This is a genomic window from Streptomyces sp. DH41, from assembly GCF_029813785.1.
Classification (GTDB): domain Bacteria; phylum Actinomycetota; class Actinomycetes; order Streptomycetales; family Streptomycetaceae; genus Streptomyces.
Genome location: NZ_JARVKY010000023.1, coordinates 103,149 through 121,018, shown reverse-complemented (window position 1 = coordinate 121,018; position 17,870 = coordinate 103,149). Strand labels below are relative to the sequence as shown.

The window sequence follows — 17,870 nt, the reverse complement described above, 5'->3', positions numbered from 1 at the left end:
GGCGTCAGAGCCGCTCAGGCGTACGGATGCCCAGCAGGGCCATGCCCCGGTGCAGCGTGCGGGCCGTGAGGTCGCACAGGAACAGGCGGTTCTCCGCCACCTCGCGCGGGGGCGCCGGCTTGATCACCGGGCACTTGTCGTAGAAGGACGTGTAGAGGGACGCCAACTGGTACAGGTACGCGGCCAGCTTGTGCGGGGCGTACTCCGCGGCCGCCTCGAAGACCGTGTCTCCGAACGCGTCCAGGTGCAGGCCCAGCGCGCGCTCCGCCTCGTGCAGGTCCAGCTCCGGGTGAGCCGCGGGGCGGACCTCGCCGGCCTTGCGGAGGATGGACTGGATACGGGCGTAGGCGTACTGGAGGTACACGCTGGTGTCGCCGTTGAGCGAGACCATCTGGTCCAGGTCGAACTTGTAGTCGCGGCTCGGCGACGTCGACAGGTCCGCGTACTTCACGGCGCCGATGCCGACCTGCGCGGCCCGCTCCCGGATCTCGTCCTCGGTGAGGTCCTGCGCCTTCTCCCGTACGACCTCCGCGGCCCGCTGCACCGCCTCGTCCAGCAGGTCCTCCAGCCGCACGGTCTCGCCCGCACGCGTCTTGAAGGGCTTGCCGTCCGCGCCGAGCACCGTGCCGTAGCCCATGTTGTGCGCGGTGACGTCGTCACCCAGCCAGCCGGCCCGGCGGGCCGTCTCGAAGACCATCTTGAAGTGGAGCGACTGGCGTACGTCGACGACGTACAGCAGTGTGTTCGCGTGCAGGTCGAGGACGCGGCCCCGGATGGCGGTCAGGTCGGACGCCGCGTAGCCGAAGCCGCCGTCGGCCTTCTGCACGATCAGCGGGACCGGCTGGTCGTCCTTGCCGCGGATCTCGTCGAAGAACACCACGAGCGCGCCCTCGGAGCGCACCGCGACGCCCATCTCCTCCAGGAGGCGGGCGGTCTCGGGCATGCCGTCGTTGTACGCGGACTCGCCGACGATCTCCTCGTCGCGGATCTCCATGTCGAGCTTCTCGAAGACGGAGTAGAAGTAGACCTTCGACTCGTCCACGAACCGCTGCCACAGTTCGAGCGTCTCCTTGTCACCGGACTGGAGGGCGACGACCCGCTTGCGGGCCCGCTCCTTGAACTCCTCGTCCGAGTCGAAGACGGCGCGCGACGCCTTGTACACGCGGTTCAGGTTGCTCATGGCCTGCTCGCCGTCGACGTCGGCCGCGGGGGCCAGCTCGCCGGGGTGCTCCAGCAGGTACTGGATGAGCATGCCGAACTGGGTGCCCCAGTCACCGATGTGGTGCCGGCCGATCGTCTTCTCGCCGGTGAAGTCGATCATGCCGCGCAGGGCGTCGCCGATCACCGCGGAACGCAGGTGGCCGACGTGCATCTCCTTCGCCACGTTCGGCTGGGCGTAGTCGATGACCGTGACGCCCGCATCCTCCTTCAGCGGCACGCCGAGGCGCTCGCCGTCCGCGTGCCGCGCGGCGAGGTTCTCGGTGATCGCCCGGTCGCCGATCGTGATGTTCAGGAAGCCGGGCCCGGAGACCTCGACGTCCTTGATCAGATCGCCGGTGACGATGTGCGAGACGACCTCGGTCGCCAGCTCGCGCGGGTTCGCCTTCGCCTTCTTGGCCAGGGCGAGGATGCCGTTGGCCTGGTAGTCCGCCCGGTCGCTTCGTCGCAGCAGCGGGTCCGCGCCGGCCGCCTCGGGCCGGGTGGCCGTCAGGGCGGACGCGAGGTGCTGCTGGACGGAGTGGCTGAGGGACGTGACCGAGGCCATGGAGTGGTTCGCCGTTCTGCTCGGGGTTCCGGAGTGAGGCTGTCAGTAGCTCGGGGGTGACGCTTTCAGTAGCTACGGAAACCGAGTATCCCACGCGGTGAAAAGCGGTTTTCGCGGATGCGGGCCGGGCTGGGAGAATGGAGCGGTCAGCCGTGCGACCGTACCGGCTGCCCGAGTCAGAAAGAAGGACGTGCCGATCGTGGCTCAGAGCACAGAGACCACCGACTGGGTCTCCCGTTTCGCGGACGAGGTCATCGCCGAGTCGGAGCGTCGTGCCCCGGGCAAACCGGTCGTCGTCGCGTCCGGACTCTCCCCCTCCGGCCCCATCCACCTGGGCAACCTGCGCGAGGTCATGACCCCGCACCTGGTCGCCGACGAGGTCCGCCGCCGCGGTCACCAGGTCCGGCACCTGATCTCCTGGGACGACTACGACCGCTACCGCAAGGTGCCGGCCGGCATCGCAGGGGTGGACGAGACGTGGGCCGAGCACATCGGCAAGCCGCTGACCTCCGTCCCGGCCCCGGACGGCTCCCCGTACCCGAACTGGGCGGAGCACTTCAAGGCCGCGATGGTCGCCTCGCTCGCCGAGATGGGCGTGGAGTTCGACGGGATCAGCCAGACCGCGCAGTACACCTCCGGTGTCTACCGCGAGCAGATCCTGCACGCCATGAGGCACCGCCGGGACATCGACGCGATCCTCGCCCAGTACCGCACGAAGAAGGCTCCCGCGAAGAAGTCGCAGAAGCCGGTCGACGAGGCCGAGCTGGAGGCCGCCGAGGGCTCCGGCGCCGCCGCCGAGGACGACGGCAGCTCCGGCTCCGCCGGGTACTTCCCGTACAAGCCCTACTGCGGCAACTGCGAGAAGGACCTGACCACAGTCACCGCCTACGACGACGACTCGACCGAGCTCACCTACGCCTGCACCGCGTGCGGCTTCTCCGAGACGGTCCGGCTCAGCGAGTTCAACCGCGGCAAGCTGGTCTGGAAGGTCGACTGGCCGATGCGCTGGGCGTACGAGGGGGTCGTCTTCGAGCCCAGCGGCGTCGACCACTCCTCTCCCGGGTCGTCGTTCCAGGTCGGCGGGCAGATCGTCGGGATCTTCGGCGGCGAGCAGCCGATCGGCCCGATGTACGCCTTCGTCGGCATCAGCGGCATGGCCAAGATGTCCTCGTCCAAGGGTGGGGTGCCCACCCCGGCCGACGCGCTGGAGATCATGGAGCCGCAGCTGCTGCGCTGGCTGTACGCCCGCCGCCGGCCCAACCAGGCCTTCAAGATCGCCTTCGACCAGGAGATCCAGCGGCTCTACGACGAGTGGGACCGCCTCGACGCCAAGGTCGCCGACGGCAGCGCGCTGCCCGCCGACATCGCCGCCCACGCGCGCGCCGTCCGCACGGCCGCCGGCGAGCTGCCGAGGACGCCCAGGCCGCTGCCGTACCGCACGCTCGCGTCCGTGGCCGACATCACCGCCGGGCACGAGGACCAGACCCTGCGCATCCTCAGCGAGCTCGACCCTGCCAACCCGCTGCGGACCCTGGAGGAGGCCCGGCCGCGCTACGACAAGGCCGAGGCGTGGATCAACACCCACGTCCCCGCCGACCAGCGCACCATCGTGCGCGACGAGCCGGACGCCGAGCTGCTGAAGTCCCTCGACGAGCAGGGCCGGCAGTCCCTGCGGCTGCTGCTCGACGGGCTCGCCGACCACTGGTCGCTCGACGGTCTCACCCACCACGTCTACGGCGTGCCCAAGGTCCAGGCCGGCTTCCCCGCCGACGCCACGGCCAAGGAACTGCCGCCGGAGATCAAGACCGCCCAGCGGTCGTTCTTCGCGCTGCTCTACCACCTGCTCGTCGGCCGCGACACCGGCCCGCGCCTGCCCACGCTGCTGCTCGCGGTCGGGCAGGAGCGGGTGCGGACCCTGCTCGGGGAGTAGGACCGGCCCGTACGGCGAAGGGGGCGCCCGGTGGTGAACACCGGCCGCCCCCTTCGTCGTAGGTACGGGCGCTATGCGATGTGCTCCTCTTCCAGCTCCGCGCTGTGCCGGTTGGTGAAACGGCTCACCAGCCGCTTGGCCTCGGGGTCGGCGAGCGGCGTGCCGAACGTCGCCTCCACGTTGTCGCCGAACTGGCGGGGCGTGGGGTAACTGCCGTTGATCGACTGCTTGAAGACCTGGTAGTAGGCGTCCTCGTCCGGGTCCTGGGACGGGGGTTCGGGACGGGCTTGCGGATGGTTTTGCGGATGGGCGTCCGGACGGGCGTCCGGATGGGGTTCCGGGTGGCCGCCGCCCTCCCCCAGCTCGCGGGTGCGGCCCGGGACGACCGGTATCGGGAAGTTGCCGGTCTCCTCCGGCGACGGTTCCTGGAGCGGGGGCTCCTCCTCGTACTGGTCCCGGTACTGGTCGGCCCGCCGCTGCTCCTCGTACCAGTCGGCGTACTGCTCGGCCGGGTCGTAGGCGGGGTCGTAGCCGCCCTGGTAGTCGATCTGGCGGGTGTTGAACCAGGGGCTCTGCTCGGGCCCGGCCTCTCCGCCCGCCTCCCCGTCCGACGCTCCGTCCGCCTCCCCGTCCGCCTCCGGCGGCCGCCGGCCCGTGTCGGGCGCCTTGACCAGTTCCGGACGCTGCCTCGCCGCGGGCGCCGCCGCCTGCGGAGCAGCGCCTCGCGGTCCAGAACCGTGCGGTCCGGCCTCCTGCGGGCCGGACGGCTCCGGCGCCGGCGGCAGCAGGGCCGGTTCGATGCCCGCCGCGGCGAGGCCGGCCGGGGCGGTCTGCGCCAGGGGGACGCCGTAGCGGGCCAGGCGCAGCGGCATCAGGGACTCGACGGGGGCCTTGCGGCGCCAGCCGCGGCCGAAGCGGGAACGCAGCCGGGCCTGGTACACCAGACGCTCCTGCTCCAGCTTGATGACCTGCTCGTAGGAGCGCAGCTCCCACAGTTTCATCCGGCGCCACAGCAGGAAGGTCGGCCCCGGCGAGAGCAGCCAGCGGGTGAGGCGGACGCCCTCCATGTGCTTGTCGGCGGTGATGTCGGCGATCCGGCCGATCGCGTGCCGGGCGGCCTCGACGGACACCACGAACAGGATCGGGATCACCCCGTGCATGCCCACACCCAGCGGGTCGGGCCACGCCGCCGCGCCGTTGAACGCGATCGTCGCCGCCGTCAGCAGCCAGGCCGTCTGCCGCAGCAGCGGGAAGGGGATGCGGATCCACGTCAGCAGCAGGTCCAGGGACAGCAGCACGCAGATGCCCGCGTCGATGCCGATCGGGAAGACGTAGCTGAAGTTCCCGAAGCCCTTCTGCAGGGCCAGTTCCCGCACCGCCGCGTAGGAACCCGCGAAGCCGATCCCGGCGATGATGACGGCGCCGAAGACGACCATGCCGATGAGAACGCGATGCGTCCGTGTCAGCTCCAGTGGCGCGGCCACCCGTACTCCCCTCCCAGTGCCTGTTGTTGCGCGGAACAGAGTGGCACATGTGTGCGGGGGCCGGGTGGCCGGTGGGTCGATACGGCCCGTCAGCCCGACTTCGACGACGACTTGGAGGACGAGCCCGAGTCCGAACCGGACCCCGAACCGGACCCCGAGTCAAGCTTCGAGCCGGCCCCCGAACCGGCCTCCGAGCCGGACCCCGACCCGGACGTCGCCGACGAGCCGCTCGACGCGCCGCCACCGGTGCCGCCGCCGTTGGCCTTCGTCACCGAGGCCACCGCCTCCTTGGCCGCCTTCTGCGCGTCCTTGGCCAGGTCGTCGGCGTCCGGCGACTTGTCGCCGGCCAGACCCGCGCCGTTGAAGTCGACGGTCACGACGACGTTCTCGACGCGCGTCACCACCGTCTGCTGCTTGAAGGTGCCTTCCTTCTTCTTCAGGTCGTAACGCACCGCCGTCGCCTCGTCGCCCGTCCCGGCGACCGGCTCGGACTTGAGGCTCTGCGCCCCGTCCACCGCGCGGACGTCCTCGACCTGCTTCTGGTAGTACTTCCGGGCCAGCTTGTCGCCCTCGCCGCGCGTCACGTCCGACTCGAAGCGCAGCATCGACACGCTCAGCCAGCGGAACTGAGAGCCCTTCACACCGTTGTCGTCCAGGCTGTCCCAGGAGCAACTGGCGCGCATCGCCGTGTCGTTGGACGCGCCCTCCTTGCCCGAGTCGGCCTCCGGCACCAGGTCGTCCAGCGTCTTCTTCGACAGCACCGAACACGGCTCCGGAAGCTTCCCGTACGCCGCCGCACGCACCGTCGGGGACGGGCTCGCCGACTTGGACGCGGCGGACTTCTCCGCGGCCTTGTCCTTGCCGTCGTCGGAGCCGGAGTCCGAGGAGCAGCCGGCTGCCACCAGCATCACGGGGACTGCGGCCGCGCCGACAAGAAGGCGGGTGAGTCGCTTCGCCTGCTGGTTTCGCTGGTCACGCTGGGCTCGTCGCTGCATGGTTCCTTCACTCATGGCACACTCGTGGTTCCTGCGGTCGGAACGGGTCCGAGGGGCCACGGTACGCGTTGGGGAAATCGCGCGGCCCGCTTCCGGAGCTTCGCGCGGGGAGGCCAGGGAGTCCGGACCGGGCTCAGCCGCTGAGCGAATCCGCCAGCTGGGAAGCCAGCTTCCGCGCCATGTCCTGCATTTCCTCGCTGTCCGGCACGACTCCGAGCATCGCCGACTGCTCCGCGTACTCGATGGTCACCATGACGTTCGACGTGCGGAACGCCACAGTCACCGTGCGCCGCTTCGCCGTCGAACCGGAGCTGCTCAGTGTGTCGTCCACGAACGCCTCGTCGCCCAGGTCGTCGAGGAGCCGGGGCTGGAGATCGGCGGGCGTGGCATCGGCGGACGGGCTCGACGACGGGTCGGCGGAGGAGGACGCGGAGCCCGAGGCCGACGAGGAGGACGTGCCGCTCGGACCGTCGGACGCCGCCCCGGACGCGGGGGCGCCGGACGAGGACGGGGACGGGGAGCCGGACCCCGACTCCGACGTGGACCCCGACGCGGAGTCCGTGACGACCGGCTCGGGCAGGTCGGCCGCCTCCACCTGCTTGGCGAAGAGCTCCTCGGCCTCGCTGTCGTCGCTCACCGCGGTGTCGTACGACACCACCCGCTCGAAGTCGACGAAGAGGTGGTTGGTGGCGTCAGCCGACTCCACCTTCCAGCGACAGCCGACCTTGCGGTCGGTGTCGTACGCGAGCGTCGGCTCGCCCGCGTACGCCTTCGCGCGCTGCTCCTCGTCCGCGATCTCCTCGAGGCCGGGCAGGAGCGCGCCGAGCGACTTGTCGCCGACCGCGCCGCACGGCTCCGGGAGGGTGCGGTACTTGCCGGGCTCGGCCGCCTCGGTCGCGACACCGGGCTGTCCCGGGTTGGAGTCGTCCGCCGTGGCGCCGTCGCCCGAGCCGCCGGTGCAGCCGGCCAGCACCGCCGCCAGGAGGGCGGCGACGCCGGGTACATAGGCCTTCCGCTGCACGGTGCGGCTCCTCTCGCCGGTGTGGCGTGTGGTCGGTACTCCAGTGTCCCCGCTGGTTATTCGCTTGCCGTACGGGGGCGCTCCCTGGAGACAATGTGTATCGCACGCGCTGCCGTGAACGCCGGTCCGTTGTCCCTTTGGCTGACCTTGGCGCCGGTTTTGCGCTTCGAGACTTCTGTGTGTTTTCCGGGGGAATGAGGGCGATATGCCGTACGTGGAGATACCGGGCGCGAAGGTGCCGATCCGGATGTGGACCGACCCGGCGACGGTCGAGGACGTGGCGCTCCAGCAGCTGCGCAACGTCGCGACCCTGCCGTGGATCAAGGGCCTGGCGGTCATGCCGGACGTGCACTACGGCAAGGGGGCGACGGTCGGGTCGGTCATCGCGATGCAAGGCGCCGTGTGCCCCGCGGCGGTGGGCGTGGACATCGGCTGCGGGATGTCGGCGGTGAAGACGTCCCTGACGGCGAACGACCTGCCGGGCGACCTGTCGCGGCTGCGCTCGAAGGTCGAGGAGGCGATCCCGGTGGGGCGCGGGATGCACGACAGTCCCGTGGAGCCGGGGCGCTTCCACGGGCTGGCGACGGCCGGGTGGGACGACTTCTGGGGGCGGTTCGACGGAGTGGCCGAAGCGGTCAAGTTCCGTCACGAGCGGGCCGAAAAGCAGATGGGAACGCTTGGATCCGGAAATCATTTTGTCGAAGTGTGCACAGATACGCCCGGTTCTGTGTGGTTGATGCTTCACTCCGGTTCCCGCAACATCGGCAAGGAACTGGCCGAGCACCACATCGGCGTCGCCCAGAAGCTCCCGCACAACCAGGGGCTGATCGACCGCGACCTCGCCGTGTTCGTCGCGGACGCCCCGCAGATGGCGGCGTACCGCAACGACCTGTTCTGGGCGCAGGAGTACGCGAAGTACAACCGCACGATCATGATGGCGCTCCTGAAGGACGTGGTCCGCAAGGAGTTCAAGAAGGCCAAGCCCGTCTTCGAGCAGGAGATCTCCTGCCACCACAACTACGTGGCGGAGGAGCGGTACGAGGGCATGGACCTGCTGGTGACCCGGAAGGGCGCCATCCGTGCGGGTTCCGGGGACTACGGGATCATCCCCGGTTCCATGGGCACGGGTTCGTACATCGTCAAGGGCCTCGGCAACGACAAGTCCTTCAACTCCGCCTCCCACGGCGCCGGCCGGCGCATGAGCCGCAACGCCGCCAAGCGCCGCTTCTCCACCAAGGACCTGGAGGAGCAGACGCGTGGCGTGGAGTGCCGCAAGGACTCGGGCGTCGTGGACGAGATCCCGGGCGCCTACAAGCCGATCGAGCAGGTCATCGACCAGCAGCGGGATCTGGTGGAGGTCGTGGCGAAGCTGAAGCAGGTCGTCTGCGTGAAGGGCTGACGCCCGGGGCGCCGTCCGGCGTCAGCCCTCCCGGTGGACCTTCGTGTTCGACGCCTGGGCGCGGGGGCGGACGACCAGGAGGTCGATGTTGACGTGGGCGGGGCGGGTGACCGCCCAGGTGATGGTGTCGGCGACGTCGTCGGCGGTCAGGGGGTCGGTCACGCCCTGGTAGACCTTGGCCGCCCTGTCCTGGTCGCCGCCGAAGCGGGTCAGGGCGAATTCGTCGGTCTTCACCATGCCGGGCGCGATCTCGACGACGCGGACCGGGCGGCCGACGATCTCCAGGCGGAGCGTCTCGGCGAGGACGTGTTCGCCGTGCTTGGCGGCGACGTAGCCCGCGCCGCCCTCGTAGGTGGAGAGGCCGGCGGTCGAGGAGACGACGACGATCGTGCCGTCGCCGCTCGCCTCCAGCCTGGGGAGGAGCGCCTGGGTGAGGTTGAGGGTGCCGATGACGTTCGTCTCGTACATGCGGCGCCAGTCGTCCGGGTCGCCGGTGGCCACGGGGTCGGCGCCGAGTGCGCCGCCCGCGTTGTTGACGAGGACGCCGATGGTCTTGAAGGCGGTCGCGAACTCGTCGACCGCCGCGCGGTCGGTGACGTCCAGGGGGTACGCCGTCGCCTTGTGGCCGGCCGCCTGGATCTCCTCCGCGAGCGCCTCGATGCGGTCCTTGCGGCGGGCGGTGAGGACGACGCGGTAGCCGGCCGCGGCGAGCTGCCGGGCCGTGGCGGCGCCGATGCCGCTGCTCGCACCGGTGACGACGGCGATGCGGGAGGCGGCGGACGGGGCGGCTGCGGTGGCCATGGGCTGCTCCTGGGCGTCAGGGACGGTTTCGAACGGTCGCCGCCCAGGGTAGTCAGCCGCCGTTGCGGGGTGCCCACATGATCACGGCCATCCCGGCGAGGCAGACCAGTGCCCCGGTGATGTCCCAGCGGTCCGGGCGGTAGCCGTCGGCGACCATGCCCCACAGGATCGAGCCGGCCACGAAGATCCCGCCGTACGCGGCGAGGATCCGGCCGAAGTGGGCGTCGGGCTGGAAGGTGGCGACGAAGCCGTAGGCGCCGAGGGCGAGGACGCCGCCGGTGGCCCACAGCCAGCCGCGTTGTTCGCGTACGCCCTGCCAGACCAGCCAGGCCCCGCCGATCTCGAAGAGGGCGGCGACGACGAAGAGGGCGGCGGAGCGGAGTACGAGCATGCGGGCAGCCTCGCACGGCGGGGGAGGGGCGGAACGCGGGGGCCGGGGCGGGTCGTGGGGGCGGGCGGAACGCGGGCGCCGGAGCGGGGCGCGGGGGCCGAAGGCGTGGCCGGAATAACCTCCGGGGGTCAGCCGTTGGCGGGTATAGTTGAACCGTCAACAAATCGGAGGTTGAGCGACCATGCAGTTCGGCATCTTCACCGTCGGCGACGTCACGCCGGACCCGACCACGGGGCGTACGCCGACCGAGCGTGAGCGCATCAAGGCCATGGTCGCCATCGCGCTGAAGGCCGAGGAGGTCGGGCTCGACGTCTTCGCCACCGGCGAGCACCACAACCCGCCCTTCGTGCCGTCCTCGCCGACCACGATGCTCGGCTACATCGCGGCGCGCACCGAGCGGCTGATCCTCTCCACCTCCACCACCCTCATCACCACCAACGACCCGGTGAAGATCGCGGAGGACTTCGCGATGCTCCAGCACCTGGCCGACGGCCGGATGGACCTGATGATGGGGCGCGGCAACACCGGGCCGGTCTACCCGTGGTTCGGCAAGGACATCCGCGAGGGCATCAACCTCGCCGTCGAGAACTACGCCCTGCTGCACCGCCTGTGGCGCGAGGACGTCGTGAACTGGGAGGGCCGGTTCCGTACGCCGCTCCAGGGCTTCACGTCCACGCCCCGGCCGCTGGACGGCGTCGCGCCGTTCGTCTGGCACGGGTCGATCCGCTCGCCGGAGATCGCCGAGCAGGCCGCGTACTACGGCGACGGCTTCTTCCACAACAACATCTTCTGGCCCGCCGACCACACCAAGCGCATGGTCGAGCTCTACCGGGCCCGCTACGCCCACTACGGCCACGGCACCCCCGAGCAGGCGATCGTCGGTCTCGGCGGCCAGGTGTTCATGCGGAGGAACTCGCAGGACGCGGTGCGCGAGTTCCGCCCGTACTTCGACGTCGCCCCGGTCTACGGGCACGGGCCGTCGCTGGAGGACTTCACCGAGCAGACGCCGCTGACGGTCGGCTCGCCGCAGCAGGTGATCGAGAAGACGCTGGCCTTCCGCGAGTACGCCGGTGACTACCAGCGCCAGCTGTTCCTGATGGACCACGCCGGGCTGCCCCTGAAGACCGTGCTGGAGCAGCTCGACCTGCTCGGCGAGGAGGTCGTGCCGGTGCTGCGCGAGGAGTTCGCCAAGAACCGTCCGGCGAGCGTGCCGGACGCGCCGACCCACGCGTCCCTGCTGGCCACCCGTGGGGACGCGGCCGAGGAAGGAGTACGGGTATGAAGCTCGTCGTCGTCTCGGCGGGACTGGGCGTCCCGTCCTCCACCCGGCTGCTCGCCGACCGCCTGGCCGCCGCCACCGCCGAGCGGACCCCGGCCGAGGTCCAGGTGGTCGAGGTACGCGACCTCGCCGTGGAGATCGCGCACACCTTCACCAACGGCTTCCCGGGGCGGAACCTGTCCGCCGCCTTCGAGTCGGTGGCGGCGGCCGACGGCCTGATCGTCGTCACGCCCGTCTTCTCGGCGTCGTACAGCGGGCTGTTCAAGTCGTTCTTCGACGCGCTGAGCGTGACCGACGCGGACGCCCTCGCCGGAAAGCCGGTGCTGATGGGCGCGACCGGCGGTACGGCCCGGCACTCGCTCGTCCTGGAGCACGCCATGCGTCCGCTCTTCGCGTACCTGAAGGCCGTCGTCGTACCGACCGGCGTCTACGCCGCCTCGGAGGACTGGGGCGCCGGGGGACTGGACGGACGGATCGAGCGGGCGGCCGGGGAGCTGGCGGCGCTGACGGCCAGGCTGTCGACGGCCGCCGAGCCGGGCGTGGAGCGGGGTGGGAAGCCCGGCGTGGAGCGGGGCGGCAGGCCGGGCGCGGACGCCGACGAGATCGTGCCGTTCGAGGAGCGGCTCGCCGCGCTGCGGCCCGCCGGGTGAGAGTTCGGTAAGAAGCCCGGTCGTCCGGTCGCGGGGCCCCTGGCCTTGGCAGACTGGACGCGTGCCCCGGACTGTTCTGCTCGCCGAAGACGACCGCGCCATCCGGCACGCCCTGGAGCGCGCCCTCACCCTGGAGGGGTACCGGGTCACCGCGGTCGCGGACGGCGTCGATGCGCTGGCCGAGGCCCACCGCGGCCGGCCGGACGTCCTCGTGCTGGACGTGATGATGCCGGGCATGGACGGTCTCCAGGTCTGCCGGGCGCTGCGCGCGGAGGGCGATTCCACGCCGATCCTGATACTGACGGCGCTGGTGGAGACCGCCGAGCGCATCGCGGGCCTGGACGCGGGCGCCGACGACTACGTGGTGAAGCCCTTCGACGTCGAGGAGGTCTTCGCCCGGCTGCGCGCCCTGCTGCGTCGTACGGGTGGCCATGCGAGCGGCAGTGCGGAGGCGGCTCCGGACACCGCCTCCCCGTCGGCGGACGTGCCGCCCGCCCCCGAGCCGGAAGAGCCGGGGAAGCCGGGAAAGCCGGGGGAGCCGCAGGACGGCCGGTACCTGGTGGCGGCCGGGCTGCGCATGGACCCCCGGGCCCGCCGCGCCTGGCGGGACGGGCATGAGCTGGAGCTGACCCGCACCGAGTTCGGACTGCTGGAGCTGCTGGTCCGCAACGCGGGCATCGTGCTCGACCACTCCACCATCTACGACCGCATCTGGGGCTACGACTTCGGACCCGGCTCCAAGAACCTCGCCGTCTACGTCGGCTACCTGCGCCGCAAACTCGACCGGCCGGGGGCGCCGCAGCTGATCCAGACCGTGCGCGGGGTGGGTTACGTGCTGCGGGAGGACTGAGTGGGCCCCTCCCCGCTCGGGCGCCGGCCCCGGCTGCTGTCGCTGCGGACGACGTTCGCGGTGTCGTTCGCGACGGTCACCGCCGCGGTCACGCTCGTCGTCGGGGTGCTGTCGTACAGTGCCGCGGCCCGGCTGGTCCGGGTGGACCAGGAGTCCGTCTTCGACCAGGTCGTGCAGGACCTGCGGGCCGAGGTGCGGCTGCAGCGGTTGTCGCCGGTCGACTTCTCCTCGTCCGCGCGCGGCCACGACATCGTGCGCCCGGCCCGCACCGACGTACAGGTCCTCGGCCCGGACGGCGGGATCTTCGACCCGGCCGGTCCGCGGCTGCCGGTCACCGACGCCGACCGGCGGGCCGCGGGTGCCGACACCGCCGGGCGGATGGTCGAGCACGAGGACGTCGACGTCGGCCACGACGTCTTCCGGGTCGCGACCGTCGCCCTCGGCGGCGGCCGGGGCGCGGTGCAGGTGGCGCAGGAGTTCAGCGACACGGAGGACCTGCTGCGGGCGCTGCAGCGGCGGACGCTGGTCCTGATGGGCGCGGTGGTGACGGGCGCCGGGCTGTTCGGCTGGTGGCTGGCCCGGCGCATCACCCGGCGCCTGGTGGTCCTCACCTCCGCCGCCGAGAACGTCGCCCGCACCCGGCGGCTCGGCATCCAGGTCCCGGTCACCGGCCCCGACGAGGTGGGCCGCCTCGGCCGTGCCTTCGACCTGATGCTGGGCCGTCTCGCCCAGTCGGAGGAGGACCAGCGGCGCCTGGTCCAGGACGCGGGCCACGAGCTGCGGACGCCGCTCACCTCGCTGCGGACGAACATCTCGCTGCTGCGCCGTATCGACGAACTCCCGCCCGCCGCCCGCGAGGAACTGGTCGCGGACCTCGGGCAGGAGGCCCGCGAGCTGACCGACCTGGTCAACGAACTGGTCGAGCTCGCGGCCGGCCAGTGGGCCGGGGAGCCCCCGCAGCCGGTCGACGTGGCGCGGATCGCGGACGACGTGGCGGCCGTGGCCCGGCGCCGTACCGGGCGGGAGATCCACGTACGCGCCGGCGGCGGGACGACGACGGCGGAGGGCCGGCCCGCCATGCTGACCCGCGCGATCTCCAACCTGGTCGAGAACGCCGCGAAGTTCGACCCCGACGGCACCGGTCCCATCGAGGTCGTCGTCGTCGGGCGCGCCCTGCCGGGGACGGTCCGCGTCGAGGTCCTCGACCGGGGCCCCGGCATCCGTGACGCCGACCTGGCCCGTGTCTTCGACCGCTTCTACCGCGCCGCCGACGCCCGTTCCCGGCCCGGCTCGGGCCTGGGCCTGTCCATCGTGCGCGAGGTGGCGCTGGCACACGGGGGAGCGCCGTTCGCGTACCGGCGGGACGGGGGCGGGTCGGTGATCGGGTTCACGGTGGTGGGGGCGGCCGCGGAGGACGAGCCGCTCGGCGACGCACCGGGGGACTGAGCGGCGGGGCGTCCGCCGACCGGGCGTCCGGCGGGTCGGCGTCCGCCGACCGGGCGTCCGGCGGGCCGGCGTCCGCCGACCGGGCTTCCGGCGACCGGGCGTCCGGCGTCCGGCGGGTCGGCGTCCGCCGACCGGGCTTCCGGCGACCGGGCGACCGCCGACCGGCGTCCGCCGACCGGGCGACCGCCGACCGGCGTCCGCCGACCGGGCGCCCGGCGGACCGGCGTCCGCCGACCGGGCGTCCGCCGACCGGGCGACCGCCGACCGGCGTCCGCCGACCGGGCGCCCGGCGGACCGGCGTCCGCCGACCGGCGTCCGCCGACCGGCGTCCGGCCCCTCTCCGAGGTCACGCGGGCGGGGACTTCGGCTCCGCGCCCGTGATCCGTCCTACCGTCCCCAGCTGCCGCCACTCACCATGCTCCAGCCGGTCGACCCACACGGGACGGCCCTGCGCCTGGTGCTTCTCGAAGGCGTAGTGCCCGAGGAGCCCGTCGCTCTCGACCGTTTCGAGGGTGGCTCGCAGTCGCTCGCGCGCCGTGTCCGAGGAGGGCCGCCCGCCGTCACCGAGCACCTGGTCGATGCCTGCGGCGACGGCCAGGGTGGCGTCGTACAGCTCGGCCGTTCCCCGGTACTTCAGCAGTCCCGCGAGGCGGGGCGACACGGTGCACAGCCGGGGGAACGTCGCGCAGTCGGGCTTCTGCCGCTCGTCGTGGAAGGCACGGAAGCGGAGGCTGCCGTCCGGCAGCTGCTTCTCCTGCCTGGCGAACATCCTGTGTTGATCGGTGACGTCGCAGGCCGACGCGTAGTTCGCGTGGACGGCGATCAGCGTGCCGCGCTTCCGCACGACCGGTACGATCTCCTCCTCGCCTCCGGCGCGCAGATCGGCCACGGACACCGCGTCCGGCCGGGCCGCGTCCAGGTCCCTCGCGATCCCGATGCTGCCCATGTCGCCGGTGCTCTTCTGCGCGGGCAGCGGCAGCGCGGTGAGCCCGGCCGCGCGCAGGCCGTGACCGAAACTGTCCTCGTCGGTGTCCGTGTCCCAGTAGGACTCCGACGCGTCGACGACCTCGTCGACGTCGTACGCCCCCGCGAGGTACCGGCCCGCTTGGCGCCCCACCTCGAACTCGGTCGCGGGGAGGGCGAAGTCGTAGCCGGGGTCGCCGCCGGCATCGCAGGTGTTCACCACGGCCATCTCCTGCGACCAGTCGGCTTCGGCGCCCGCGAAGCCCGCGTCGACGTCGCCGATGAGGGCGATCATGTCCGGGTGCTGCTCCATCAGCTTCACCGCGGGCGTCTGCCCGTAGTCCTGGACCGGGACGACGTTCACGGGCAGCGCACGCCGAGCCCGCCGCTCGGCCTCCTCCAGCGCGGCCTCGACGACCTGGGCCCGTATCCGCGGTACCCGGCCTTCCTCGTCGTCCCCCCACGCGTACGCGACACCGAGTGTGTACGAGTCGGGGGCCGCGGAGGTCTCTCCGGTGGCCGGTGCCCGGGTCCGGCCGTCGCCGCCGTCCGTGGAGGACGTGCTCAGGCTGATGCCCGTGGGAATGCCGACGGCGAGCAGCGCGGTGACGGCGGCGAGCACGAGGGCCCGGCGGGGCCGGCGCCGGGTCGGGTTCGGCGGGGGCTCGGAGACCCACGGGGACGTGGCGGCCCGTCCTTGGCGACCTCCGACGTCGCGGGCCCGGGGACGGGTCCGGGCGGCGGGCAACGGTCGTCGGGTCGTCGTCCGCGCACAGGTCAGGCCTCCATGGGAAAACGCGGGGCGCCGGGCACCGGGTGGGAGATCGGGGGCATGGACCGCCTTTCGGGACGCTGAGTGGTGCGGCCGGGCCGGAACTTCCGGGACCGTTCGTCGCGAGCATGGCAATGCTAAGGGCGGTCGGCGGATGGCCGTCGGCGGACGGCCGAACGGCCCGTACTCACCGGGGTGCGAGGTGAGTACGGGCCGTCGCGGTTGTCCTGCCGGGCCGTGCGGGCGGTCAGACGGTGGTCTTCGCCGACTCCTGGTCGTCGTCCCCGGGGTCCTCGCCGGCCTTACGGGCGCGGACGTACTCCAGGAAGGTGTTGAGCTCGCGCTTGACGACGGGGGCGAGGAGGTAGAGGCCGATGATGTTGATGACGGCCAGCGAGAAGAGGAAGGCGTCGGCCAGGTCGATCAGGGTCTGCAGGGTCAGCAGCGAACCCGCGACGGCGAAGAGCGTGTAGACGATCTTGTACGTCACCTCGCTGGCCCGGCTGCGGCCGAAGAGGTACGTCCACGACTTGAGGCCGTAGTAGCCCCAGGTCAGCACCGTGGAGATGGCGAACAGCAGCACCGCGACGGTGAGGATGTACGGGAACCAGGGCAGGACCGTCTCGAAGGCGTCGGAGGTGATCGTGACGCCGCCGATGCTTTCGTCGGTACGGGCCTGGCCCCAGCTGGCCGGGTTGGCGATGACGATGGTCAGCGCGGTCATGGTGCAGACGATGACGGTGTCGATGAACGGTTCCAGCAGCGCGACCAGGCCCTCACTGGCGGGGTGCTTGGTCTTGACCGCAGAGTGGGCGATCGGGGCGGAGCCGAGGCCTGCCTCGTTGGAGAACGCGGCCCGCTTGAAGCCGATGATCAGCGCGCCGAGCACACCGCCGGCGACCCCTTCGGGGTTGAACGCGCCCTCGACGATGGAGACGACGGCGTCCGGCACGGCGGTGATGTTGACCAGGATCACGATCAGGCACGCGAGGATGTAGAGGCCGGCCATGGCCGGTACGAGCCTGCTGGTGACGTTGGCGATGGAGCGGATGCCGCCGAGGAGCACGATGCCGACGATCGCGGCGACCAGGATGCCGAAGAACAGGGCGCCGGCCGAGGAGCCCAGCGCGCCGTCCTCGCCGCCCGTGACCGAGACCAGCTGCGCGTAGGACTGGTTGACCTGGAAGAGGTTGCCGCCGAAGAGGCCGAAGAACAGGATCAGGAAGGACGCGAGGACCGCGAGGACCTTGCCGAGGGTCTTGCCGTTCTTGCCGAAGCGCTCGGCCAGGCCCTTGGGGAGGTAGTGCATCGGGCCACCGGACACGGTGCCGTCGGCGTGCACCTCGCGGTACTTCACGCCGAGGGTGACCTCGACGAACTTGGTGGCCATGCCGAGCAGGCCGCACAGGATCATCCAGAACGTGGCGCCGGGGCCGCCGATGGAGACGGCGACGGCCACACCGGCGATGTTGCCGAGGCCGACCGTGCCGGAGACGGCGGCGGTCAGCGCCTGGAAGTGGTTGACCTCGCCGGCCGACCCCTTCTCGTCGTACTTCCCTCGCACCACGTCGATGGCGAGTCTGAACTTGCGGACCTGGACGAGTCCGAACCAGCTGGTGAAGACCAGGCCGGCGACGACGAGCCAGGCGACGATGAGAGGCAGGTCGGCCCCGCCGACGGGAACGGTGTAGAAGACCACCTCCCCCAGCCACTTGGCTATGGGCTCGAAGAACTCGCTGACTGCTTCGTCGACGGACTGGGTGACGGAGTCGAGTGACACGGTGACTACCTCGATGACGCGGGGTTGGCGGGTGGGGCATCTCGCCGGAGTGAGCGGTCTGTCTCTGCGCGAACGTCGTTGTCCGATGGGTGAACCTGTGCGCACGGTGCGGTTTCGGACCGTGATCGTCCTGGGCTGTGGTGCGAGTGCGGGTCGACCCTCCGCAATACGGCAGTCGGCCGAGCCACCTGCGGAGTTGCGCTGTTCTACCACGTCTTTGCCGGATCTTTAGTGACGTATCTCACGTGACGGTTCGTGACCAGCGGAACTTCCGACCGGTGAGATCGGACCGTTATTCGGACGCGGGATGCGTGCCGTGTACACGCGTGTCGGCCGGGACGGTC

Annotated in this window: 14 protein-coding genes; 6 read left to right on the top strand and 8 right to left on the bottom strand. The window is 71.5% G+C overall.

All coding sequences use genetic code 11. The features are described 5' to 3' along the window. Positions 1–4: 4 nt before the first annotated feature. Complete coding sequence (gene argS / locus QC283_RS30720; protein WP_279565002.1) at positions 5–1,765, bottom strand: arginine--tRNA ligase; 1,761 nt, start codon at positions 1,763–1,765, stop codon at positions 5–7. Positions 1,766–1,955: 190 nt separating this feature from the next. Here argS and lysS point away from each other — a divergent pair, with 190 nt between their 5' ends. Next, positions 1,956–3,695, top strand: a complete 1,740-nt coding sequence (gene lysS, locus QC283_RS30715) for a lysine--tRNA ligase (protein ID WP_279565001.1) — start codon at positions 1,956–1,958, stop codon at positions 3,693–3,695. A 71-nt stretch (positions 3,696–3,766) separates the two neighbouring features. Here lysS and QC283_RS30710 read toward each other — a convergent pair whose 3' ends face one another. The 3 genes from QC283_RS30710 to QC283_RS30700 form a co-directional block, all read right to left on the bottom strand. After that, positions 3,767–5,179 (bottom strand): DUF2637 domain-containing protein, encoded by a 1,413-nt coding sequence (locus QC283_RS30710; protein ID WP_279565000.1) that lies wholly within the window; start codon positions 5,177–5,179, stop codon positions 3,767–3,769. 89 nt (positions 5,180–5,268) lie between these two features. Continuing rightward, positions 5,269–6,174, bottom strand: coding sequence for a DUF3558 family protein (locus QC283_RS30705; RefSeq protein WP_279564999.1), 906 nt, complete (start codon positions 6,172–6,174; stop codon positions 5,269–5,271). Between the two features lie 133 nt (positions 6,175–6,307). Further along, positions 6,308–7,195, bottom strand: coding sequence for a DUF3558 domain-containing protein (locus QC283_RS30700; protein WP_279564998.1), 888 nt, complete (start codon positions 7,193–7,195; stop codon positions 6,308–6,310). 205 nt (positions 7,196–7,400) lie between these two features. Here QC283_RS30700 and QC283_RS30695 point away from each other — a divergent pair, with 205 nt between their 5' ends. Beyond that, a complete protein-coding gene (locus QC283_RS30695; protein ID WP_279564997.1) occupies positions 7,401–8,594 on the top strand; it encodes an RtcB family protein in 1,194 nt (397 codons plus the stop codon). Between the two features lie 21 nt (positions 8,595–8,615). On the opposite strand, the gene QC283_RS30690 is transcribed toward QC283_RS30695, so the two are convergent. Next, positions 8,616–9,395, bottom strand: coding sequence for an SDR family NAD(P)-dependent oxidoreductase (locus tag QC283_RS30690; RefSeq protein ID WP_279564996.1), 780 nt, complete (start codon positions 9,393–9,395; stop codon positions 8,616–8,618). Between the two features lie 52 nt (positions 9,396–9,447). Beyond that, positions 9,448–9,786, bottom strand: a complete 339-nt coding sequence (locus QC283_RS30685; protein ID WP_279564995.1) for a YnfA family protein — start codon at positions 9,784–9,786, stop codon at positions 9,448–9,450. A gap of 181 nt (positions 9,787–9,967) precedes the next feature. Between QC283_RS30685 and QC283_RS30680 the strand changes: the two genes are divergently transcribed. The 4 genes from QC283_RS30680 to QC283_RS30665 all read left to right on the top strand — a co-directional run bounded on the left by QC283_RS30680 (position 9,968) and on the right by QC283_RS30665 (position 14,011). Then, complete coding sequence (locus tag QC283_RS30680) at positions 9,968–11,068, top strand: LLM class flavin-dependent oxidoreductase (protein WP_279564994.1); 1,101 nt, start codon at positions 9,968–9,970, stop codon at positions 11,066–11,068. Then, complete coding sequence (locus QC283_RS30675; RefSeq protein ID WP_279564993.1) at positions 11,065–11,715, top strand: CE1759 family FMN reductase; 651 nt, start codon at positions 11,065–11,067, stop codon at positions 11,713–11,715. The genes QC283_RS30680 and QC283_RS30675 overlap by 4 nt, the downstream gene beginning before the upstream one ends. Positions 11,716–11,776: 61 nt before the next feature. Then, complete coding sequence (locus QC283_RS30670; RefSeq protein ID WP_279564992.1) at positions 11,777–12,565, top strand: response regulator transcription factor; 789 nt, start codon at positions 11,777–11,779, stop codon at positions 12,563–12,565. Beyond that, positions 12,566–14,011 carry a sensor histidine kinase gene (locus QC283_RS30665; protein WP_279564991.1) on the top strand — a complete coding sequence of 482 codons (1,446 nt, stop codon included), beginning with the start codon at positions 12,566–12,568 and terminating at the stop codon, positions 14,009–14,011. Positions 14,012–14,357: 346 nt separating this feature from the next. Here QC283_RS30665 and QC283_RS30660 read toward each other — a convergent pair whose 3' ends face one another. After that, positions 14,358–15,722, bottom strand: coding sequence for a hypothetical protein (locus QC283_RS30660; protein WP_279564990.1), 1,365 nt, complete (start codon positions 15,720–15,722; stop codon positions 14,358–14,360). Positions 15,723–15,993: 271 nt separating this feature from the next. After that, positions 15,994–17,526: an alanine/glycine:cation symporter family protein gene (locus tag QC283_RS30655; RefSeq protein ID WP_279564989.1), complete on the bottom strand. Its 1,533-nt coding sequence runs from the start codon at positions 17,524–17,526 to the stop codon at positions 15,994–15,996. Between the last annotated feature and the right edge of the window lie 344 nt (positions 17,527–17,870).

What these genes read in the sequence shown, in the direction of transcription:
- QC283_RS30695 (WP_279564997.1), top strand. Translation starts at nt 7,401, where the DNA reads ATGCCGTACGTGGAGATACCGGGCGCGAAGGTGCCGATCCGGATGTGG.
- QC283_RS30705 (WP_279564999.1), bottom strand. Translation starts at nt 6,174, where the DNA reads ATGCAGCGACGAGCCCAGCGTGACCAGCGAAACCAGCAGGCGAAGCGA.
- QC283_RS30690 (WP_279564996.1), bottom strand. Translation starts at nt 9,395, where the DNA reads ATGGCCACCGCAGCCGCCCCGTCCGCCGCCTCCCGCATCGCCGTCGTC.
- argS (WP_279565002.1), bottom strand. Translation starts at nt 1,765, where the DNA reads ATGGCCTCGGTCACGTCCCTCAGCCACTCCGTCCAGCAGCACCTCGCG.
- QC283_RS30680 (WP_279564994.1), top strand. Translation starts at nt 9,968, where the DNA reads ATGCAGTTCGGCATCTTCACCGTCGGCGACGTCACGCCGGACCCGACC.
- QC283_RS30675 (WP_279564993.1), top strand. Translation starts at nt 11,065, where the DNA reads ATGAAGCTCGTCGTCGTCTCGGCGGGACTGGGCGTCCCGTCCTCCACC.
- QC283_RS30685 (WP_279564995.1), bottom strand. Translation starts at nt 9,786, where the DNA reads ATGCTCGTACTCCGCTCCGCCGCCCTCTTCGTCGTCGCCGCCCTCTTC.